Below are 24068 nucleotides of genomic sequence, written 5' to 3'. Positions count from 1 at the left end.
CACATGCGCGTAACACAATCAATGCTTTCAAATAATATGCTACGTAACCTATCTGGTAGTTATAACAAAATGGCGAAACTACAAGAACAAATCAACTCAGGTAAGAAAATAACACGTCCTTCACAAGATCCAGTAGTAGCAATTAAAGGAATTGGTTATCGTACGGATTTAAACAAAGTTGAGCAATATCAACGTAACCTAGGTGAAGTTAACAACTGGTTAGACAGCTCAGATGATGCCCTTGATAAAGTAGGTATCGCACTTCATCGCGTACAGGAACTTGTTACGCAAGCTTCAACTGATACTTTAACACCAGATGACCGAACAAAAATTGAAAAAGAAATTACACAAATTAAAGAGCAAATGCGTGATATGGCAAATACAAAAGTCGGAGATAAATACATCTTCTCTGGAACAAATACTAACTCACCTTTGCATGATGGAAACCAATTTTTAACGACCGCACCAGGTGTAAATAAAGACGTTAACATAGAAGTTTATGATGGCGTAGAAATATCTGTAAACACAAAAGGACTCGATATTTTTCAAAATATTGATACGATGATTACCGGATTAGAGGCGGATTTAAAAGACCCGAATAAGACCGGTAAGGATTTCGACCAATATTTAACATTGAAAAGTGATAACGAAAAAGCTGTTTTAGCTGCTCGTGCCGACATCGGTGCACGCCAAAACCGTGTAGAAATGATGGAGAACAGACTTGGAGCACAGGAAGTCATTGTAACTAAACAACTATCAAACAACGAAGATATTGACTATGAAAAAGTCATTACAGAAATGGTAACGCAAGAATCTATTCACCAAGCAGCCCTTTCAGTTGGTGCCAAGATTATTCAAGCAACTTTAGTAGATTTTATAAGATAATAAAAAGCGTTTGGACAACTTGTTCAAGCGCTTTCTTTAGAGGTGACATAAATGAACTTCCCCCAATTACAAATTCGAACAATAGATGCTAAACTAGGACTAAATACGGAAGACCCAAAGCAAATAATCCGGCAACCAAAAGCAACCCAGCATATCGAACAACCGGCAGCAATCGTGGAAATGCATACAACTAGAGGAGTTATGAAAATAGATTCTTCTCAGGCTAGAAGAGATATTGGAATGATTGGTCCATTAGAATCTACGAAAAATTATGCCTCAGAAGGTCGTCAAAAAGTTATGCAAGGAATTGCAAGGCGCGTAACTGAAGGTAGGCAAATGATGGATTTAGCTCATAATTCAAATGCTGTCGCATCAATTGCAAAGAAAAACACATTCCCTACTCCATCAAACTTAGGGATAGACTTCATCCCTTCTATTGGATCCGTAAAATTGGATTACATACCTGCAAAGTTAGACATTAATGTACAGACACAAAAACCAACAATTAGTGCACAAGTAAATAAACCAATCCACGAATATACACCAGGGAGTGTATCCGGATATATGCTACAAAACCCATCGATAGAAATAGACTTTATTGTTTAAAAGGAGCTAACTATGAACATTGAAACAAAATTTCTCGGACAAGTTACAATCGAAGAAACAGAAATTATCCAATTTCAAAATGGATTGCCTGGTTTTGAAGACAACAAAGAATTTGTCATTTTACCTTTAGAAAAAGATTCTCCTTTCGCTATATTACAATCTATAAAACAACAAGAGATCGGATTTGTAATAGCACTTCCGTTTGTATTTAAGAAAGACTATGCATTTGATCTGACAGAAGAAGATAGAGAAGAACTCCAAATAGACTCATCAGAAGACTTAATAACATATTCAATTGTGACCTTAAAGGAACCTTTCAGCAGTTCAACATTAAATCTACAGGCACCTTTACTAATTAACCACAAGCAAAAAATTGCTAAACAACTAGTATTGCAGGATGCAAATGCATATCCATTAAGATTCCAGATCGAAGGGGGCAACATGTAATGCTCGTTCTCTCTCGTAAAAAAGATGAATCTATCATGATTGGCGATCAAATAGAGCTTAAAATACTAAGTGTAGATGGCGACCAAGTAAAACTTGGAATAATAGCCCCGAAAAGCGTAAAAGTATATCGTACAGAAGTTTACGAAAGCATCCAGCAGCAAAACAAAGAAGCATTAAATGTATCTAAATCACTAATAGAACAAATTTCTAAAAAAAATCTTTAAAATACTATTAAACTATCTTTGCCTTGTACGATAATACTAGTGTAAGGCAAAAATGGGGCGGCCGACCTTATATTGCCAAACGAATTCCACAAGGACGTGGAACTAAAAAAACAAAATTCAAGGAGGAATCTCACAATGAGAATTCAACACAATATTTCTGCTCTTAACACACACAGAAACTTAACTGCTAACCAAGGTTCATCTGCTAAAAACTTAGAAAAATTATCATCAGGTTTCAAAATCAACCGCGCTGGAGACGACGCTGCTGGTCTTGCTATTTCTGAAAAAATGCGTGGACAAATCCGCGGTTTAGATATGGCTTCTAAAAATGCTCAAGATTCAATTTCTTTAATTCAAACTGCTGAGGGTGCTCTTAACGAAACTCATTCAATCCTTCAACGTATGCGTGAATTAGCTGTTCAATCTTCAAATGATACTAATACAGATAAAGATCGTGAAGAATTACAAAAAGAAATGAATCAATTAGCTTCAGAAGTAACGCGTATTGCGAATAATACAGAATTTAATACAAAAAAATTAGCTGACGGTTCATTTAGTGGTACTTCAATGACGTTCCATATTGGTGCTAACACTAGCCAATCTGTTACATTGAATATCGGTGCAATGGATGCAGTATCACTTGGTGTTGCTTCTGGAACTGCAGCAGGTAACAGCGCAGTGACCAAATCTGGTAATACTTTAACTCAAGCAACCACATCAAAAGCTATTAGTATCTCAGGTCAAGCTTCTGCTAATACTGCTATCACAACAATCCAAACTGCAATTGATACGGTTTCAGCTGAACGTTCTAAACTAGGAGCTATGCAAAACCGTTTAGAGCACACAATTAATAACCTTGGAACTTCATCAGAAAACTTAACTGCTGCTGAATCACGTATCCGTGACGTAGATATGGCTAAAGAAATGATGGCGTTCACTAAAAATAATATCTTGACTCAAGCTGCACAATCTATGCTTGCTCAAGCTAACCAACAACCACAAGGTGTTCTTCAATTATTACAATAATTTTTTTAAAAAACCGGATTCCATTTATTGGAGTTCGGTTTTTTTTAGTTTCTATTGATATATTAAAAAATCTGTCGATAAAAAGAGTAATGACAAATTTTTAATATGGAGATATGAAAATGACAAATATAATTGAAGAAACACAAAATTCATATTACGAGTATATAAGCCAAATAAGTAGAGGATCATTTAATATAAGTAATAACTTAAGATTGGGAAATATTACTCTAGCAACAACTTCTATTATTGATTTAGTAGAAGGGTTATCTTGGTTACTTCAAGTAGAAGAAGCAATGAAAGAAAATAACTATGTGATAAAAAGTGCAACCCAAGTCGCAGCAGAACATTTAAATGAAATTAATGAAGCATTATCACGCCAAGATTATGTTTTTGTAGCAGACTTATTTGAATATGAAATTAGTCCGATTTTCGAAGATGCTGAAAATTGGAAGTTTGAAAAGATTAATGTAAGTAAGGGATGATTGAATGCAATTTTCAATAGATGATAAATCAGTGCTAGTAACAGGTGGAACCGGTTCTTTTGGAAAGAAATTCATCCGAAAAATACTGGAAACAAATGTAAAAAAAGTAATTGTTTTTAGTAGAGATGAATTAAAACAATATGAAATGGCTCAGGAATTTACTGATAAAAGACTGCGTTATTTTATCGGTGATGTTCGAGATAAAGAACGACTACTAAGAGCTTTTGATGGTGTGGATATTGTGATACACGCTGCTGCTATGAAGCATGTAGAAGCATGTGAATACAATCCCTTTGAAGCGATTAAAACAAATATATATGGTGCACAAAATATTATAGAAGCAGCGATTGATCGTGGGGTTGATCGTGTTATTGCTTTAAGTACGGATAAAGCTGCAGCACCAATTAATCTATATGGTGCTACTAAACTTGCTTCGGATAAATTATTTATAGCAGCTAATTCATATGTAGGGGAAAAAAGAACAAAGTTTTCCGTTGTTCGTTATGGAAACGTAGTAGGAAGTAGGGGAAGTGTAGTTCCTTTCTTTCAGAAAAAGAAAGAGACTGGTGTACTTCCAGTAACGGACGAGCGAATGACTCGCTTTTGGATTACGCTCGACAAAGGAGTCCAGTTTGTTCTAGACAGTTTAGATAGAATGTATGGTGGAGAAATCTTTGTCCCTAAAATACCGAGCATGTCTATTATTGATTTAGCAAAAGCAATTGGGCCTGAATGTGAAATTGAGATTGTTGGTATTAGACCAGGGGAAAAGTTGCATGAAGTGATGATTACGCAAGACGACGCTAGACATACGGTTGAATACGATGATTATTATGTTATCGCACCAGAGTTTAAATGGTGGCAGTCAAATATATTGAATGGTCAAACTGTACCTGAAGGATTTATTTATTCTAGTGAACAAAATGGTAAATGGCTATCTATTGAAGAATTAAAGAAAGTAATTGTTTCTATAGACTGAGGTGTTTAAATGATTTTAGTTGTGGGCGGTGCAGGATATATTGGTTCTCATACCGTGAAGTATTTAATGAAGCAAGGTAAAGAAATTGTGGTGTTTGATAATCTAAGTACAGGTCATAGGGAGTTTGTGCCAAACAAAGTTCCTTTTTTCAAAGGTGACTTAGATAATAAGAAAGATTTACATACCTTATTTAGTGAATACCAAAGCATAAATTCTGTTATTCACTTTGCTGCATCTGCGTATGTAGGAGAGTCTGTAGAGAAACCAGCTAAATATTATCATAATAATGTAGTCAATACACTTCAGCTTTTAGATGTGATGCTAGAGTATAATGTAAAAAACATTGTGTTCTCTTCAACATGTGCAACTTACGGCAATCCACAAGTATTGCCCATTACGGAAAAACATCCGCAAAACCCGATAAATCCTTATGGACGAACAAAACTCATGATGGAGCAAGTGATGGAAGATTATTCACGTGCTTATGGCTTAAAATATGTAGCACTACGTTATTTTAACGCTGCAGGTGCAGATGTAGATTGTGAAATTGGTGAGTGGCACGAACCAGAATCTCATCTTATTCCATTAGTGTTAGACGTTGCTATTGGGAATAGAAGTTCAATTAGTGTATTTGGACGTGATTTTGACACGCCGGATGGTACTTGTATTCGAGATTATATACATGTAACGGATTTAGCTGATGCGCATAGTAGAGCAGTTGATTATTTAGAGCAGCATGGAGGAAACTTAAAGCTAAATTTAGGCAATGGATTAGGATATTCCGTCTTGGAAATTATTCAAACTGCGGAAGAGATTACAGGCCAACAAATAAAAACAGTAATGGTAGATAAAAGAACTGGGGATCCAGCAAAACTCATTGGATCAGCGATAAAAGCTGAGCAAGTTTTAGGATGGCAGCCCCAGTATAAATTAGAAAAAATCATTAAAACTGCTTGGGATTGGCACGTAAAGAAATTTGGAGGAACAGTATGAAACGTATTTTAGTTACAGGTGGGGCTGGGTTTTTAGGTTCTCATTTAATTGACCGATTAGTCGAGCATGGACATGAGGTTGTTTGTCTGGATAATCTCCAAACTGGAAACGAAGAAAACATCAAGCATCTCGAAGAAAGAATTACATTTGTAAAACATGACATAACTAATTCTTTTCCGGATTTAGGTGATTTTGATGAAATTTATAATTTAGCATGTCCAGCAAGTCCGATTCATTATCAGGCAAATCCTGTACATACGTTTAAAACGAGTATACTAGGTGCTTTAAATGTGCTCGAACTTGCTCGGCAAACGGGTGCAAAAATATTCCAAGCTTCTACTTCAGAAGTATATGGAGATCCGTTAGTACATCCACAACCAGAGGATTACTGGGGTAATGTGAATCCGATTGGCATTCGAAGCTGTTATGACGAAGGAAAACGTGGTGCAGAAACGTTATTTTCGGATTATGCACGTATGTACAATGTAGAGATAAAAATAGTACGTATATTTAATACATATGGGCCAAGAATGGATCCAAAAGATGGTCGAGTAGTAAGCAATTTTATCATGCAGTCATTACAAAATAAATCTTTAACAGTTTATGGAGATGGGAAGCAATCACGCTCTTTCTGTTATGTGGATGATTTAATAGAGGGATTTATCCGAATGATGGCAACACCAAAGGAAATACAAGGACCGATAAATCTGGGGAATCCAAATGAATTTACTATGCTCGAGCTTGCAAAAAAGGTTATTCGTTTTACGGGTAATGAATCACCTCTTCAATTCAATGAATTACCACAGGACGATCCAAAACAACGTCAGCCAGTTATTGATGAGGCAAGCCATATATTGAATTGGCACCCAAAAGTTTCACTTGATATAGGACTACAAAAAACGATTGCTTATTTTGTTAATAGGGTGGAATGTTAAATGGAGAATGTAGCAGTAATTGGAACGGGTTATGTAGGATTGGTTACGGGGGTAGTATTATCTGAAATTGGTCATACAGTAACATGTATAGATATTGATGAAAATAAAGTTAATACTCTTAGTCAAGGTAATTCACCTATTTACGAACCAGACTTAGATGCATTACTAGAAAAAAATATTGCTGAAAATCGTTTGCACTTTACTACAAACCATAGTGAAGCATTTGACCAGGCTGAAATAATCTTTATCGCTGTTGGTACTCCACAAAGTGAAAATGGTTCAGCAAATTTAGTTCATATAGAACAGGCAGCTCGTGATATTGCACACAAAGTAGTAAGAGATACAATTGTAGTAGTTAAAAGTACAGTACCTGTTGGAACGAATGACTTAGTACAAGCAATTATCGAGCAGGAACTAAGAGCGTCAGTGAATGTACAAGTTGTTTCGAATCCAGAATTTTTACGTGAAGGACATGCAATATATGATACATTTCATGCAGATCGAATCGTAATTGGTGCAGAAAACGAGCGAGCTGGTGATACAATCCAATCTTTGTTTGAAAATTTAGAGGTCCCTGTTGTTCGTACAAATCGTCGTAGTGCTGAAATGATTAAATATGCTTCTAATGCTTTTTTAGCAGTGAAAATTAGTTATATTAACCAAATCGCCAATCTCTGTGAAATGCTTGGAGCAGAAGTAAATGATGTAGCTGACGGAATGGGGTTAGATCATCGCATAGGTCGTTCTTTTTTAAATGCTGGACTTGGTTATGGTGGGTCATGTTTTCCAAAGGATACAGCAGCATTAGCTTATTTAGGGTGTGAAAATGGCATTTCATTAAGTATTGTGGACGCAGCTATACATGCAAACCATCAGCAAAGTCAAATCTTCCTTGAAAGAGTGTTAAACCATTTTAATGGAGATATGATAGGTAAGAAAATTGCTATATTAGGACTTGCTTTTAAACCAGACACGGATGATATGAGAGAAGCACCATCTCTTAAGATAATAAAGAATCTACTAGATTCAAAAGCACAAGTAAAAGTATACGATCCAGTTGTACATGAAATAAACGATTTCTCTCACCCATCCATTGAATATACGAACTCAGTTCAGGATTGTATAACGAATGCAGATGCCATTCTATTAGTCACGGAATGGGACGAGATAGTTAATAGTGATTGGAAGCAATTGATTGACTACCCAAAAAGCCCATTAATTTTAGACGGAAGAAATGTGTTGTCAATTAAAGAGCTAACAAATTTAGGTTGGCAAATAGAAGGAATAGGACAAGCAGCTAAGCCTGTACAAAAGAAGGTGTTACCAATTGGACAAAATGGAATTTAACTATACGGAAAGTAAAAATGGGTTACCAATTATTGAAGCAATCGTAGAAGGCAAACCTATCCTGCTTCATAGTAAATATGATCCGATAAAAGAGGCAGAAAGAATAATTGAATCTTTTAAAGACAAAATTGAAAGTGCAGATCATATTCTTTTTTATGGTGCTGGTATGGGGTATGTTGTACGAGCCTTTTTTGAACGATATCCTAACAAACTAGCTTCCGTTTATGAACCTTTTGAAGAAGTTGCTAATTTATGTATGCAAAATAAAGCCAAATCAAAATTTCCAAGTGAATATCTAAATAACTATGTGGTGGAAATTGCGGAAAAGACAATGGAAGAAAGCTTATTGGTTTTTGAAGGAGCAATGCAGCATAGATTTGAAATCATTGTTCTTCCAAGCTATGAAAGATGGCAAACAGAAAATTTAAAAAAATTTATCGAAGCTTTCAAAAAACAGGTGGACAATAAACAAGTAAATGTAGTTGCATCGAATATCTTTTCAAGACGTTGGACAATAAATGCATTAATGAATTTACCAAAAACGTTCGAACACCCAAACCTCTTAGTAGAAAAAAAGAAATATTTCGAAGGAAAACCAGTGTTATTAGTTAGTGCAGGTCCATCACTAAGTGAAGAAATAGATAATATTAAAAAGATAAAAGAAAATGGACTTGCATATATTTTGGCGGTCGGTTCAGCAAATAAAGCGTTAGTTCAGGAAGGTATATTGCCAGACGCTGTTTGCACATACGATCCTCAAAGTCATAACCATACAGTTTTTAAAGAGCTATATGAACGCGGGATTGATACTGTACCAATGATTTACGGATCTACTGTCGGTTTTGAAACATTGGAATTCTATCAAGGACCAAAGTTGTATTTCCCAACATCTCAAGATGGGCTCACTACTAATTTTCACAATGACAAGCAAATTGTGGTGAATGATGCTACGACAATTGCGATAGTGACGCTTCAATTACTAACTATAATGGAAGTTAGTAAAATTATACTAGTAGGTCAAAACTTTGCATTTAAGAAAAATCAGTTTTATGCAAAAGGAATCAATCGCTACGACAAAGAGAAAAAGGAAGTAACGGATAACTCTATACAAAAAGATGATCTTATTAAAACATTTGAAGTGAAAGATGTTCAAGGTGATCAAGTACTAACTAATAGTAGCTTTAACCGGATGAAAGAAAATATGGAAATCTATTTAAAACAGATCACTATTCCAGTGATCAATACTACGAATGGTGGGGCAGCTATTGAAGGGACAACTTATCTATCTCTTCAACAGCTACTGGAAAAAGAATTACTAGAAAAAGTAGTGGTAGATGATTGGTGGAAAACAACATTATCAGAAAAATCAAGTCCGCTAGATAAAGCCTATATGAAAAAATATAGTAAGGCATTTGAACAATTCGTTCAACAAGACAAAGAGCTAGAGAAACACCTAAATGATTTCCAACATTCACTTGAAAATTTAAAAGTGAGTCAAATTCAACGAAGATTAGAAAAGTTTGATGAACTTTTCCAAAAATACCATCAAAATACTTTTTACCTAACGACCATTTTACCAATAGCTCAAATTGCATTCGAAAAATTAAAAGCGGAGACACAGCTAATACGTACAATGGGTGCTTCGAAAGAAAAAGCAAAAAAAGTTATTCAAGTGTACAATGTTTATCGTGCTAATTGTCGTGCTATTTATCGGGATGTTGCACCAATCGTTGCCAGCCGTACATTGCCAGCATTACAAGAACAAACTGGAATGGGAAGTTATGTAAGTACTTCCGGAATTTTTCATTATGTTGGAAAGTGGGAAAAAAAATATCATACGCTAATAGAAAATATAGAATCTGCACCAAGTATTTATACGGTAGGTGTAGAAACAAAAGAAAAAAATTCTACTATAACTTTTAAATTTTGTGGTACAACCTTAAAAATATTTGGGACTATTCATTCTCAGAAAGCATTAAAACTCCAAATTGAGATTGATGAAAAAGTAAATATAATTACAATTAACAATCGTTACGAGGAAGATAAATACGGTTCTTTTATGCATCAAAAACTATTGGAAGTTTTTGATCTTGAAGAAAAAATACACGACGTGAAAATTACTATTTTGTCGAATAATCCATTCTTTGTTTTCGAGGGAATTGAGATTTACTCAACTGGTCGAGCTTATCATATTGACGAAGTAATGTCTGTTGAAGAACTTGAAATTGGGAAGCGTATTCGTTGTCGGTATGAAGCTTCTTACAATACAGTAGGAAAATTCTCCAACCTTGGTAATGAAACAACTGTTTTTTTACCAGTTAATTCATGCCCTAATCCAAATGGGGATTTTTATTTTATTATGGTAGATGAATCTGAGGGCAAGAAGAAATTGATTGCTGATAGAGTTGTACAAAATTACGTAAGTTGGAGACGAATCACATCAGGTTTAAAGTGTAAAAATAAACCGGAGAACCAGTTAAAAATTTCTTTGCCAACAGGTAATAATATATTTGGAAGAGAAACAGACTGTGAAAAAGTTCTTTCAATAGACAATGCATATATTAATCAAAATAAGAACAAAATTATGTGGAATTATGATAGTAATTCATCAACTTGGATTAAAGGAACTATGTGGTGTGATATAAAGGATAAAATTCAGTACGTTGGATTTAGGGGTAGTAACATTGGTACTAGCGAAGTAGATTTTAAGACTTTATATATTCGTCGAGAAGATACAATTGGAGAACATGTTGGGTTTCGTCCTGCTTTAACATTATAAGGAGCTGTTAAAATGAAAGTTGCAATATATGGTGCAAGTGTTTCTGGTTATTATGCAAGTGAAATTTTAAAACTTCAAGGTTATTCTGTTATGTTTTATATTGACAAAAAGGGTAAAATAACAGATTCAAGAAATTTAGACGATGTAATTGTTTATAAAAATGTATATGAAATTTCAAAAGAAAGTTTAAATAATATAGATTTCGTAATGATTGCTGTTGGAAATAAAGTAGAATCTAAATCACTTCAAAATAAACTATCTACACTAATCAATAAACCTGTAAAGACGATACATGAAGAATTATATAATCCGATTTATTCACATTTAAATCAAAAGAAATATAATTACTTAGAGGAAAGTGGATTTTACAGAAGTATCAATGAAATGAATTCTATAGATCAAAACGGCAACCCCATTCCTTGGATTACATATCCATGTATTGAGTTTATATCAGGTAGAGTCAATCAAAATATGAATGTTTTTGAATATGGTTCAGGAAATAGTACAGTTTGGTGGTCTAAAAGAGTGAATAAAGTTTTTGCTGTTGAACACGATCAAGAGTGGTTTGAAAAGGTTGTAAAAGAAACTGAAGGTTCTAATGTTCAGGTAATCTTTAAAGAATTGGTTTATGATGGAGAATATTCAAGGGAGATTACAAAATATAAGGAAATTGATATAGTTGTTATTGATGGCAGGGATCGAGTAAATTGTGCAATCAATTGCATAAATTCTTTAAGTAAAAAAGGTGTCATCATTTGGGATAACTCAGATAGGGAGTCATATGAACAAGGCTATCATTTTTTAAAAGAGAATGGCTTTAAAAGGTTAGATTTTATTGGGATGTTTCCAATGTATGATTTTAAATCACAGACTAGTATCTTTTATAAGAATGAAAATTGCCTAGGTTTGTGAAGTTTTTGGGAATTTCTTATTAAATATGAAAATAAATCATTCCAAGATGATGCTATAAAACTAATAACTCTAAACATGTATTTGATCTAGTTAGTTATAATGACTTGATTGTTTCAGTGGCTTGATTTTAAAAATACATGGGGCATAAGAAAATATAAAACTTAATTTTGTGGAGGAAAGATGAAAAAACCGATAGTATTTATAATATTCAACCGCCCGGAAACAACAGCAATTGTTTTTGAAGAAATTCGGAAGTATAAACCAATGCAACTTTTCATAATTGGTGATGGTCCTCGGCTACATAAAGAAGGGGAAGAAAAGTTATGTGCTCAGGCAAGAGCAATTATTCAGGTGGATTGGGAATGTGATATAAGGTACATTTTTTCAAACGAGAATCTAGGTTGTCAAAAAAGGATTTCATCAGGGCTAGATTTAGTTTTTGAGCAAGTAGAAGATGCGATTATTTTAGAGGATGATTGTGTACCTCATGAAGACTTTTTTAGATTTTGTGAAGAAATGCTAGATTATTACAAAAATGATGATCGAATAATGGCAATCTCCGGTGATAATTTTCAAAAAAACGATTTTGATTTACAAGAAAGTTATTATTATTCAATTTATCCTCATTGTTGGGGCTGGGCAACATGGCGACAAGCTTGGAGAATGATAGATGTCAAAATGAAAGAATGGCCAAAATATAGGAATTCAGATATTTTTAATAAAATGTGCTATGACCCGTTTTTCCAAGAATATTGGACAAGAATTTATGATGATGTTTACGAAGGAAAGATTGACTCATGGGCTTATCCATGGACTTTTTCATGTTGGTATAACGGTGGACTATCAGTAATACCCAAAAAGAATCTCGTTAGTAATATAGGCTTTACGGAAAATGCTACCCATACACATGAGAATAATGAATTGCAGGCAAATCTTCCAAGATATAAAATGAAATTTCCGTTAAAACATCCAAACCAAATTAACCGAAATTTTGAAGCGGATTTTTATACTTCGGAATATATTTATAATATACGGAGGGGGAAAATTGAATCCGTAATTAGCAAGATGAAAGCAAATTTATTTCATATTTTATTAGATGAGAGTCGTGTGCTAGAGTTAATACAAAATAATGTATATATATTTGGAATAGGTAAATTAGGGAGAGATATTCAGGCATTATTAAAGTTAAGAGGTATTAATGTTTCAAACTTTGTAGTTACTAATACTAAAGAGAGCCAAGCTATTATTAATGGATTAAATGTTATACCTATTGAAGCAGTTAATAGTAGTGAAGTTGCTACCATAATTGTTACAATTGAAGGGGAGCATGATAAAAAAGTAATTGAAGAAATGGAAAGTAAATATAATAATACAGTTGTGAAGGTGCTCTCTTGGAAGAAAATAATTTAATTAGCAGCCAGAAATGGTAGTTTTTCTTAGAATATTAATCTAATTATAAAAATGAATTTCGAGACATAAGTGATGACCAATTTGTTTGAGTGCAAATGCAAGCCCACAACGTTAATGTGAACGATAGAAATGCAGGCATCATAAATATTTGTAGAAGGAAAATTACCTTTTTCATTTAGGATTGTTAACTTAAAAAACTATAGTTTCATAAATTTTGATTTAATACCTAATTTTTGGAGTAAAGGAAGATGACCTTTTTGGAAATAGTAAATTACAAACCGATAGAAAGTCTTGGCTATTTGAAGCGGTTTATTGACGATAATAACGAATTTTATTTGTTTGGGGCGGATTCAGATGGGGAATTTTGTTACGAATGGTTACAAAAACGTGGGAAATATGTAAAAGGCATTTTAGATAATGATAAGAAAAAAAAAGGTGATTTTATTAAAGGTATTCCAATACTAAGTATTAATGAGATAAATTTTATAGAATGTAAAATAATAATAACTTCTATACATAGCGATGAAATTGCAAAACAACTCCAAAAGATTGGATTACAATTATTTGAAGATTTTATTGCATATGATAATTTGTATTGGATAGATGAAATCCAATTTTCTAATTGTGTAGGTGCACCGTTTTATGAATCTTTGATTAATAATCAAGAACGATTTGAGGAAGTATATGACATGTTAGAAGATGAATATTCAAAGGATATTTATACGAGGGTAATCAACTATAGATTAACATCACTAAATCCTATTAAAAGAGGAAAAAATAATTTACCAATACCTTTAACAATACATAGAGTGAATGGAATTAAGAAAATCAGATTAAAAAATGAACTAACTAGTAAATTCGAAAAAAACTTTCAAAAGTATGAACAAGATTTACTTATTACAGGATTGATTAATTCAACGTATGAATACAAGGATATTATAACCAATGCTAACCTAAATGTAGTAATAGATGCAGGCGGATTTATAGGGGATACTGCTATATTGTTTGCTTTTAAGAATGTAAAGGGAAAAATTTATTCATTTGAACCTTCAAAAGCTGGATTTGAAAAAATTTTAAGTCTACAAAACTCATTTTCAAATATTGAACCTGTTAAAAAAGGACTTTGGAATGAAAATGCAGTATTGAAGTTTGATGAAAGAGACGATAGCCTAGAAAGTTCAAGAATTGGAGAAGGTGAAAGTGACATAGAGGTTGTAACTTTAGATCATTTTGTAGAGGGAAATAATATTTCTAAAGTTAACTTTATTAAAATGGATATTGAGGGTGCTGAATTAAATGCCTTAAAAGGGGCTAGAGGTGTAATTAAACGTGATAAGCCAGATTTAGCCATCTGTATTTATCATTCACCAACAGATTTATGGGAAATACCTTTATGGATTAAAACTAACTTTCCAGAATACAAAGTTTATATCAATCATACTGATGGTATGTTTGTGTGGGGAACTGTTTGCTTTGCTACTGTCAGAAAGTAGGGTAGTTTTTATGATAGTTGCTCTAGTGGATTTAGAGAGATAGGAGTGGAGATTTTAGAATGAAAATACTTCACATTAATACCAATGACTTACGTGGTGGAGCAGCGAGAATACCTCTAAGATTAATGATTGAACAAAATGAAATGGGATATCAATCAGATATACTTGTAGGTTTTAAAGAAACAGATTCTATTCGTACATTCTCATTTGATATTGAGAATGAACATAATAAGGATTGTATTAAAGATGGCTATCAGTATTATGATTTGTCTGGTAGTTTTAGATTGCATGAAAATCATCTGGTGCAAGAAGCAGATGTTATTCATTTACATAACTTACATGGTGGATACTTTAATCCGTTTTCATTATCTTATTTATCTCATCTTAAACCGATTGTTTGGTCACTCCATGATATGCATTCTGTTACTGGGCATTGTAGTTATTCATACGCGTGTAATCGCTGGAGGAGTGGATGTGGTAACTGCCCAATACTTGATGAATATCCAAGGCTTGAAAAGGATCGAACAAGTGATAATTTTATAGAAAAAAATCTGATTTATCGACACTCTAAGTTATTTATAGTACCAACAGCTAAATGGATTGGAGATATAGCGAGTAATGGGATTTTAAGTGGACATCCAATGGAGATCATCCTTAATGGAGTAGATATAGATTTGTATAAACCAAAAAAGAAGAAAATTTTACGACAAAAGTATGGCATCCCTACAAACCGAATTATTATTGGTGCGGTTGCAAATGGAGGTACATTTGGTCAGGAAAGAAAAGGTGGTCGATATGTTCAAGCTGTTATGGATAGACTTGTAGAAGAAGGCTATGATGTGCTCCTTGTTAATGTAGGCGGTGATAAAAAAGGTTATGAAAATGAGAGTTTGTACCATGTTGGGTATATTTCCAGTGAAGAAGAAATGGCGGAGGTGTATAACACCTTTGATATCTATTTATTCCCTTCTATTGCTGATACATGTCCTTTAGTCATTTCGGAAGCAATGGCGTGTGGTGTGCCCATTGTAACATTTGAAACAGGAGGAATTCCTGAACTTGTCCAACATGGTGAAACAGGGTTTGTATCTCCATTTAAAGATGTTGATGCTTTGTACGAATATACGAAGCGTTTAGTTACTAGCACATTTCTCCGTGAAGAATTTTCTAAAAAGGCTAGAGAATATAGTGTTGATCATTTTGATCATAAATCAATCACACAACAATATTTAGATGTCTATGAGAAGAGTATTAAAAACTTTAAAAATAATAAAAGTCAAGTACTATATTTTGATCGAAAGAAAATTCCAGAAATTATTAAAAACAAAGAGGAATTCCAAAATGTGGAAAAAATTAAGGGGACGGGATTTACAAAACCTTTAGCTATGCCCCAAAAGATAATCATTATTTCAAATCGTCAAAAACAATTTTCTAACAAATATTTGCTAGTCACATTCGAAGAAGCCTTGTTAAATGGAGTTGAAAATGATGGTGCCGTATTTGTAGATCGTGAACAATATCAAATGAGTGAAAGCTATTTTTCTACGATGCTGTATAAAGGAATATCTTCAGATGTATTGATGAGTACTGTTGTGTTAAAAAAACAAAATGATAAAAGTTTCTTTAAATCGGCGTCGAGTATTTTGAAAACAGATGGACTTGGCTTTGCAATTGATTCATCGTTTGGCGGTATACTATATAAAAGTTCGTTCTTTAATGAACATCGTCAAGCTATTTTAAATGGAGAAGTTGTAAGATGTACTTCTAAAGAAGAATATCAAACTGAACTGGTATCTATACCACTTAATGATTATATAAATTCAAAGCTAACACAATCAGTTTACATTTATGGGGCAGGGATGCATACTAAAGAGTTACTTGAAGAATGTCCGTCCTTAAAATCTCTTGTACATGCGATAATCGATCGAAATCCTTTATTACACGGTACGAAATTTATAGAGCATTGCAAGATTGTTTCTTTAAGTGAGATTAATAGAGAAATTCCAATTATTATTTCATCCGCTAGTTTTGAGAATGATATATATGAGCAATTGGTTAAAGATATAAAAAATCCTTTAATTAAAATTTATAATTAACGATAGGAAGTAACATAGATGAAAATAGCTCTAATAACTGGAATAACAGGTCAAGACGGTGCCTACTTAACAAAGTTCCTTTTAGATAAAGGATATGAAGTTCACGGGTTAGTTCGCCGCGCGTCCATAGAACGTTATGATCGTATTGAAGAATATTTAGCAGATGAACGGGTTCATCTGCACTACGGAGATATGACAGATTCATCAAATATTATTCGTCTTATGTCTGAAATATTACCTGATGAAGTTTATAATTTAGCAGCGATGAGTCATGTAAAGGTATCATTTGATACACCTGAGTATACGGCAAATGCAGATGGGATTGGAACTTTACGTTTACTTGAGGCAATCCGCATTTTAGGTCTTGAGAAGAAAACGAAAGTATACCAAGCATCTACAAGTGAACTATATGGCAAGGTTCAGGAGACTCCACAATCTGAAACGACGCCATTTTATCCACGTAGCCCATATGCTGCTGCAAAAATTTATGCTTATTGGATTACAGTAAATTATCGCGAAGCATATAATATTTTTGCATGTAATGGCATTCTATTTAATCATGAGTCACCGATTAGGGGAGAGACATTTGTAACTCGAAAGATTACAATCGCTGTTGCAAATATTAAGTATGGCAAGCAAGATTGTTTATATTTAGGAAATCTTGATGCGAAGCGCGATTGGGGATTTGCAGGAGATTATGTAGAGGCAATGTGGTTAATTTTACAACAAGAACAGCCTGAAGATTTTGTTATTGCCTCAGGCCAGACACGCTCTGTCCGTGAGTTTGTTGAGAAAGCTTTTTCAGAGGCTGGAATTGAAATTGAATGGCAAGGTCATGGCGCTAAAGAAAAAGGAATTGATAAAACTAACGGTAAAGTAATAGTAGCAGTAGATCCTCAGTATTACCGTCCTACGGAGGTTGAATTATTGCTTGGAAATCCAGCAAAAGCGAAAGAAAAACTAGGCTGGAAGCCGAAAACAGACTTTGATGAACTTGTGAAGATGATGGTTCGTGAAGACTTGTATATAATGGAGAGAAAGTATGAAATTTAGAATGGATGTAATAAGATCTTTGCAAAAACGTTCATTTTTAATTTAAAGTATTTTGGTATAAGAGGTATTTTAAAACTACCAGTCTTAGTTTCACATAAAGTCTACCTTCGTAATTTATCGGGTAAGGTAGAAGTAGCAAATCTTGAAAGATTTAATGTGAAAATAGGTTTTGGAGACGTTGGTATGTTGGTATATTTGATAAAGAAAAATCAAGGTCAATATGGGAAAATACCGGAACAATAAATTTTTAAAGGAAAAGCAAATTTAGGACATGGTACAAAAGTATCAGTTTCCGGGAATCTTGAAATTGGTGACAATTTTATTATTACAGCAGAAAGTACTATCATTTGCAGTAAAGAAATTATAATTGGGAAAAACGTTCTTTTTTCTTGGGACATTCTTTTGATAGATACAGATTTTCATAGAATAGAAAATAATGATGGAACAGTAATTAATAAACCAGTATCAATTAAGATAGATGATAGGATTTGGATAGGATGCAGAGTCACTGTATTAAAAGGAAGTTATATAGGGAAATCCAATATAGTAGCTTCGGGTAGTCTTATAAATAAAAAGTATAAGAATACACATTCTATACTTGCGGGAAATCTAGCAAGTATAAAAAAGGATTCGGTTTATTGGTATCATTAAAATATATTAACAGGACGATACAATTAACTAATATTAATAATTGTTCGTCCTTTCTCTATTTACAAATATAATAACCGATATAAATATTGGAGTGAAGGAGAAATAGGGAATGAAAAAAAAATCTAAAATATATATATCTGGACATAACGGATTAGTAGGTTCAGCTATTGTACGTGCATTAGAAGTAAATGGTTACGAAAATATTATAAAGAAATCTAGTGATGTGTTAGACCTGCGAAAACAAGATGATGTTCACTTATTTTTCAAAGAGGAGAAACCAGAGTATGTATTTTTGGCAGCCGCTAAAGTTGGAGGAATATTTGCTAATTCCACCTACCCAGGTCAGTTTCTTTATGATAACTTAATGATCCAAACAAATATTATTGAAGCTGCACGTCAATACGGTGTGAAGAAATTACTTTTCTTAGGGAGTACGTGTATCTATCCGAAAATGGCTGCGCAACCGTTAAAGGAAGAGTTTTTGCTAACTGGCAAGCTCGAATCAACAAACGAAGCGTATGCGATAGCAAAAATTGCTGGCATTAAAATGTGTAATGCTTACAATAAACAGTATGGAACAGATTATATTAGTGTTATGCCTACTAATTTGTATGGACCGAATGATAACTTTGATCTTCAAAACTCACATGTGTTACCAGCACTGATGCGTAAAATACATGAAGCAAAAGTGAATGATGAATCGACTGTGACAGTATGGGGGACTGGTACTCCATTGCGAGAGTTTTTACATACAGATGATTTAGCAAATGCATGTGTCTACTTGATGGAAAATTGTTCTGCAGATCAAATTGGTGAATTTGTTAATATTGGTACCGGAAAAGAAGTATCGATTAAGAAGTTAGCACAAATTTTATGTAAGGTTATTGGATTTGATGGACAGCTTGTCTTTGATAAAACAAAACCCGACGGAACACCTCGAAAACTAACAGATGCAACAAAATTACATAAACTTGGCTGGCACCATCAAATTGAATTAAAGGAAGGAGTTCAAGATGCATATAAATGGTATCTTGAAAATGTAGCATTATATGAGTAAAGGACCGAAAATTAGTATAATTACAGCATGCTATAATGCTGAGAAAACGATTGAACAGACCATACAAAGCGTTATTACTCAAACATATGATAATATTGAGTACATTATTGTAGATGGTGCTTCTAGAGATAGAACGATGGAAATAGTTGAGAGGTATCGTAAGCAAATTGATATAGTCATTTCAGAGCAAGATCAAGGTATTTATGATGCTTTTAATAAAGGACTAAAAGTTTCAACAGGAGATTATATTCAATATCTAAATGCAGATGATTACCTCATAAATAAAAATGTTATAAAAGAAATTATAGAATGTGCTAAAGCCGATCAGTATCCTTTATGCTTTTACGGGAATATAATAATAATTGATGAAATAACCGATTTTAAACGAAAATCAGGTAAGAGTTTAGTGCTAGATGATATTCAACAAGGAAAGATGCCACCTCATCCAGCAACTTTTTTAAAAAGAGAAATTCTTGAAAGTTTGCACGGATTTAATAAAATTTATAGTATTGCAGCTGATTTAGATTTGATGATAAGGGTTTATAGTAAATATGCTGACGAATTTAAATATTACCCTGTTGAAATTGTGATTTTTAGAGAGGGTGGAATATCAACTCATTTCAATACTTCTTCAAAAACAAATGAAGAAACAAATTTAATTTTAAAAAAATATTTTGGACCTAATGTTGGGTCTACACATGAATTATCAAATGATATTTATTTTAAAAAGTGGCTAGAGATAAATTATTTTTGGAACTCTACTATAGGCAAATACCTTTTTGAAAAAAATATTACTACTGTTTATTTATTTGGAAGTGGCTTAGTAGCTAATTTAATTGCTAAAGATTTTATAGATAGTGGAATTAAGGTTAAAGGATTCTTAGATAATGATATTAATAGACAAGGCATGGAGCTTAATGGAATTAAGATATGTAATCCGCAAATTTTGTTGAAAGAATTTGAGGACGTAGATTCAATAATATTTGCCTTTGAGGGAAATCACAATAAAGTTGTTGAAAATCAAATTAAATCTTCTAACTTGAAAAAGGAAATTACTTTATATGATTGGCGACAATTAGTAGCTACTTTTATGTAAGGATGGATGTTATGGTGAAATTAATTAGTGTAATTATGACTGTCTATAATGGTGAAAAATTTGTTGCTGATAGTATTAAGTCAATTTTAAATCAATCATATTCAAACTTTGAGTTAATCATTATTAATGATGGTTCTAAGGATAATTCAAGAGATGAAATTCGAAAATACATAGATGATATAAGAATTAAATATATAGAATTAAAAGAAAACAAAGGAGTTGGAGCGGCAATATGTAGAGCTTTAGAATTTGCTAAAGGGGAATATATCGCCAAAGTTGATGCTGATGATATTTATGACAAAGACAGATTTATAAAGCAAGTTGAGTATTTAAATAATAATCCTGAAGTAGCAATAGTAGACTCACTTATTTCTTATTTTCCTGATAGTGTTGTGGTTGAAGAGTCACAGAGATATAACTATATTAAGAATATTCTAGAAAAACAAGTTAATAGTATAATAAATGAAAAAACTATTCAAAAATATCTGTATTGGTTCTCGTGTATTACCCATAGTACTATAATGTATAGATCAAATATATTCGAAAACTTTTCTTATAATGAGAAATTAAGAATTTCTGAGGATTATGAATTATTTTATAACCTAAACAAAGCTAATTATAAGATTCATAAAATTCCTGAGACGTTAGGTTATATTAGAATATCCGATGGTTCGACGACTGTCTTGGAATCAGAAGTATTAACCAAAACTATTTTAGAAATTAAAAGTCAAGAAATAGGGAATTGTTTGTCGCTAGGAAGAAAAATTTATATATGGGGTACTGGTAATTTAGGTAAACAGGTGTATGAACATCTAGTGCTAAACTTGGGTGTAGATATACATTCATTTGTAGATAGCGATCCTAGTAAGAATAGGAATTTGTTTATGGGAAAAAGTGTCATTACTATTGATGCACTTAATTCAGATGGTTTTATTTTTATTGCTTCAAGTATAGGTAAGTTTGAAATAGCTAAGAAACTAGACGAATATGGGTATTCTGATATTTATGATTATTTCGTTATTTTATAGGAATGCAATAATAAATAACATTTTGAGTATTCTCCTAGATTAAATATTAGTTTTTTAGTCACTAGTAATAGTTGACATAAAAATAAGACGACGATCAACGGCAAATTTACTTGCAATGTAAGTCGATGTTGCTAATTAGATAGGTATTTTTGCTTTTTCACTTCTTTGTTGATAGTTCACATATGAATAAAATTGGCAGTTACGATAGATTTTTTTATTTGATGAATTGTAATATTAAGTGCAACACCTATAGTAAATAAAAGTAGCCCATAACAACCTCGTGTAAAATGTAGTTACCACACAACATTTAAACGGAGGAAATCATTATGAGCTATACCCATCTTACCATATCTGAACGTGCGAAAATAGAAGCTTATCTTGACCTTGGTTACTCCATTCGAAGGATTGCCAAATTACTGGATCGTCAACCTTCCACCATTTCAAGAGAGTTAAAACGTCATGAAAATTGTACAGCTGAAGAGGCACATATACGCTATCAACTTAATAAATCTAATTGTGGAGCCAAGTCCAAATTTACACCAGAGCTAAAAGAGGCTGTTCAAGAAAAACTATTGGATACCTGGTCACCTGAACAAATTGTCGGCCGCTTGTATAAGGGGCGTCTGAGTTTTAAAACGATTTATCGTTGGATTTACGATGGACTTGTAGAGGTACCTATGTCGGTTCTCCGTCAAAAAGGAAAGCGTCAAAAACCCCGTGAGACAAGAGGGCGTTTTAATATCGGTACACCAATTTCGAAGCGTCCCAAAGAGGTCCGTAAACGCGAAACATTTGGTCATTGGGAGTTAGATACGGTTGTTTCCGGCCGTGGGCAAGCCAAAGGCTGTGTAGCTACGTTTGTTGAACGGATGACACGTTGGTATGTAGGGATTCTTATCCCAAATCGCTCCGCACAATCGATGGAAGATGCCGTACGAAAATTACATTCAAAGCTCCCAGAAGGAGCCATCAAAACTGCTACTACAGATCGAGGGAAAGAGTTTAGTTGTTATAAGGCGTTGGAAAACGATCTGAAAATTGATATTTATTTTGCGGATGCCTACTCTTCTTGGCAACGAGGAAGTAATGAAAATAGTAACGGCTTACTTCGAGAGTTCTTCCCTAAAAAAACTAATTTTGATAAGGTTTCGCCAGAAGAGCTCACGAGAGCACTAAATTTAATTAATGATCGACCAAGAAAATGTCTTAGTTGGAAAACAGCAAGCGAGACTTTTAATGAGCAACTGTTGCACTTAATTTGACAAAGTATCATTTGAATTAATTTTTTGGAACGAAGCATATTGGAAAGAGGATTCCTACAATATAATCCTTAATTTATTTATGATTTTCTGACATCATTTAACTACAAAGCATCAATAAGTGAGGGGAAGTATATGGCTCAGAAAAATATACATGAGGAAATTAATACACTAGATTCGATTCATTTAGTTGTTACCATAGATCAAAACTTTTTGCAGCATTTTTATGTTATGTTTAAATCATTATTAGAAAATACTGATTTACAATCTAATACTATTCACCTTCACCTTATCCATCATTCGATTGAAGAAAAGGAGTTAACTAATATTCAAAAATTTTTTTCTTCTAATCAGGTGAGAATAGAATTCTATGAAATTGAACTTAATTATTTGAAGGACTTTAATATCAGTGAACATATTAGTTTAGCAACATATTATCGAATTTTGATTCCATATCTATTAAATAATAGCATTCAAAAAGTTATTTATTTAGATAGTGACATGGTGATTTGTAAGAATATAAGAGAACTATGGTCATACGATATACAAAAAAGAGCTATTGGTGCTGTTATTGATTTGCAAGGTAAGGGCAGAATGGAAGAACTAAGAATTCCAGATGATTACTCTTATTTCAATGCAGGTGTATTAATTATTAATCTACAATATTGGAGAGAAAACAATATATCTGAAAAGGTAATAGATTTTATAAAACTTAATCCCGAAAAATTGAAGTATTGGGATCAAGATGCTCTTAATGCAATTTTATATGACAAATTCTATTATTTGCCCTACTGTTGGAATATACAGACAAACGCTTATAAAATAGATGTTCTTGAAAATGAGATTAGAGTAGCTTTAAAAGAACCTTGTATTATTCATTATACGACAGCATCTAAACCTTGGCATATTACAAATGTACATCCACTAAAAGAGAAGTATCACTTCTTTTTAGAAAGGACCCCGTATAAAAAATACACTATGTTTAACAATAATACAACAAACATTCTTAATAACAAAAAACGAGTTTTTATTTTTGGAGCAGGCGAAACTGGACAAATAATTATGAATTTTCTCAAGGACTATAAGAATATTGAAGGATTTATAGATAATGATTTAACAATACGTGGAATGGAAAGATGCGGTAAATTAATTTATTCGTTGAATGAAATAAAGGAAACCAATTTTTGGGATATTGGAGTCATAGTTTCTAGTGGACACTACAAAAGTATCGCAGAACAGTTAAAGCAGTTTGGATTAGTAGAAAAGCTAGATTTTGTACACCAGATGTAAAGGAACAGGAAAGGGGTTTA

At 33.0% G+C, this 24068-nt stretch carries 21 protein-coding genes; all 21 read left to right on the top strand.

The features are described 5' to 3' along the window. Window positions 1-3 precede the first annotated feature (3 nt). The 21 genes from flgL to PGC35_RS01515 all read left to right on the top strand — a co-directional run bounded on the left by flgL (window position 4) and on the right by PGC35_RS01515 (window position 24048). Entirely contained in the window at window positions 4-885 is an 882-nt protein-coding gene (gene flgL / locus PGC35_RS01615; protein ID WP_375217920.1) for a flagellar hook-associated protein FlgL, read from the top strand. Between the two features lie 51 nt (window positions 886-936). Continuing rightward, window positions 937-1491 carry a DUF6470 family protein gene (locus tag PGC35_RS01610; protein WP_375217919.1) on the top strand — a complete coding sequence of 185 codons (555 nt, stop codon included), beginning with the start codon at window positions 937-939 and terminating at the stop codon, window positions 1489-1491. A gap of 12 nt (window positions 1492-1503) precedes the next feature. Next, complete coding sequence (gene fliW, locus PGC35_RS01605) at window positions 1504-1938, top strand: flagellar assembly protein FliW (protein WP_375217918.1); 435 nt, start codon at window positions 1504-1506, stop codon at window positions 1936-1938. Then, window positions 1938-2162 (top strand): carbon storage regulator CsrA, encoded by a 225-nt coding sequence (gene csrA, locus PGC35_RS01600; protein ID WP_375217917.1) that lies wholly within the window; start codon window positions 1938-1940, stop codon window positions 2160-2162. The genes fliW and csrA overlap by 1 nt, the downstream gene beginning before the upstream one ends. Before the next feature lie 135 nt (window positions 2163-2297). After that, entirely contained in the window at window positions 2298-3188 is an 891-nt protein-coding gene (gene hag / locus PGC35_RS01595; protein ID WP_375217916.1) for a flagellin Hag, read from the top strand. A gap of 119 nt (window positions 3189-3307) precedes the next feature. Continuing rightward, window positions 3308-3670, top strand: a complete 363-nt coding sequence (locus tag PGC35_RS01590) for a DUF8042 domain-containing protein (protein ID WP_375217915.1) — start codon at window positions 3308-3310, stop codon at window positions 3668-3670. Between the two features lie 4 nt (window positions 3671-3674). Beyond that, window positions 3675-4649 (top strand): UDP-N-acetylglucosamine 4,6-dehydratase (inverting), encoded by a 975-nt coding sequence (gene pseB, locus PGC35_RS01585; RefSeq protein WP_375217914.1) that lies wholly within the window; start codon window positions 3675-3677, stop codon window positions 4647-4649. Window positions 4650-4658: 9 nt separating this feature from the next. Next, on the top strand, window positions 4659-5642 hold the full coding sequence (gene galE / locus PGC35_RS01580; protein ID WP_375217913.1) for a UDP-glucose 4-epimerase GalE: 984 nt from the start codon (window positions 4659-4661) through the stop codon (window positions 5640-5642). Continuing rightward, window positions 5639-6577 carry a UDP-glucuronic acid decarboxylase family protein gene (locus tag PGC35_RS01575; RefSeq protein WP_375217912.1) on the top strand — a complete coding sequence of 313 codons (939 nt, stop codon included), beginning with the start codon at window positions 5639-5641 and terminating at the stop codon, window positions 6575-6577. Before galE ends, PGC35_RS01575 begins: the two co-directional genes overlap by 4 nt. Beyond that, complete coding sequence (locus PGC35_RS01570; protein ID WP_375217911.1) at window positions 6578-7924, top strand: UDP-glucose dehydrogenase family protein; 1347 nt, start codon at window positions 6578-6580, stop codon at window positions 7922-7924. It abuts the gene before it with no gap. Further along, window positions 7914-10703, top strand: coding sequence for a motility associated factor glycosyltransferase family protein (locus PGC35_RS01565; RefSeq protein ID WP_375218266.1), 2790 nt, complete (start codon window positions 7914-7916; stop codon window positions 10701-10703). The genes PGC35_RS01570 and PGC35_RS01565 overlap by 11 nt, the downstream gene beginning before the upstream one ends. Before the next feature lie 12 nt (window positions 10704-10715). After that, window positions 10716-11615, top strand: coding sequence for a hypothetical protein (locus tag PGC35_RS01560; RefSeq protein WP_375217910.1), 900 nt, complete (start codon window positions 10716-10718; stop codon window positions 11613-11615). Window positions 11616-11795: 180 nt separating this feature from the next. After that, window positions 11796-13025, top strand: a complete 1230-nt coding sequence (locus tag PGC35_RS01555) for a glycosyltransferase family 2 protein (RefSeq protein WP_375217909.1) — start codon at window positions 11796-11798, stop codon at window positions 13023-13025. Between the two features lie 248 nt (window positions 13026-13273). After that, window positions 13274-14518, top strand: coding sequence for an FkbM family methyltransferase (locus PGC35_RS01550; RefSeq protein WP_375217908.1), 1245 nt, complete (start codon window positions 13274-13276; stop codon window positions 14516-14518). 59 nt (window positions 14519-14577) lie between these two features. After that, window positions 14578-16614 carry a glycosyltransferase gene (locus PGC35_RS01545; protein WP_375217907.1) on the top strand — a complete coding sequence of 679 codons (2037 nt, stop codon included), beginning with the start codon at window positions 14578-14580 and terminating at the stop codon, window positions 16612-16614. Between the two features lie 18 nt (window positions 16615-16632). After that, window positions 16633-17667 (top strand): GDP-mannose 4,6-dehydratase, encoded by a 1035-nt coding sequence (gene gmd / locus PGC35_RS01540; protein ID WP_375217906.1) that lies wholly within the window; start codon window positions 16633-16635, stop codon window positions 17665-17667. A gap of 760 nt (window positions 17668-18427) precedes the next feature. After that, entirely contained in the window at window positions 18428-19375 is a 948-nt protein-coding gene (fcl, locus tag PGC35_RS01535) for a GDP-L-fucose synthase (protein ID WP_375217905.1), read from the top strand. After that, a complete protein-coding gene (locus PGC35_RS01530) occupies window positions 19368-20471 on the top strand; it encodes a glycosyltransferase family 2 protein (protein ID WP_375217904.1) in 1104 nt (367 codons plus the stop codon). The genes fcl and PGC35_RS01530 overlap by 8 nt, the downstream gene beginning before the upstream one ends. Window positions 20472-20482: 11 nt before the next feature. After that, window positions 20483-21499, top strand: a complete 1017-nt coding sequence (locus tag PGC35_RS01525; RefSeq protein ID WP_375217903.1) for a glycosyltransferase family 2 protein — start codon at window positions 20483-20485, stop codon at window positions 21497-21499. A 326-nt stretch (window positions 21500-21825) separates the two neighbouring features. Then, window positions 21826-22761 (top strand): IS30 family transposase, encoded by a 936-nt coding sequence (locus PGC35_RS01520; RefSeq protein ID WP_375217816.1) that lies wholly within the window; start codon window positions 21826-21828, stop codon window positions 22759-22761. 132 nt (window positions 22762-22893) lie between these two features. Further along, entirely contained in the window at window positions 22894-24048 is a 1155-nt protein-coding gene (locus tag PGC35_RS01515) for a glycosyltransferase (RefSeq protein WP_375217902.1), read from the top strand. Window positions 24049-24068 lie beyond the last annotated feature (20 nt).

This window comes from Psychrobacillus sp. PGGUH221 (genome assembly GCF_042055255.1).
Classification (GTDB): Bacteria; Bacillota; Bacilli; order Bacillales_A; family Planococcaceae; genus Psychrobacillus.
The sequence above is the reverse complement of the archived record's forward strand: the minus strand, read 5'-3'. Positions and strand labels throughout refer to the sequence as shown.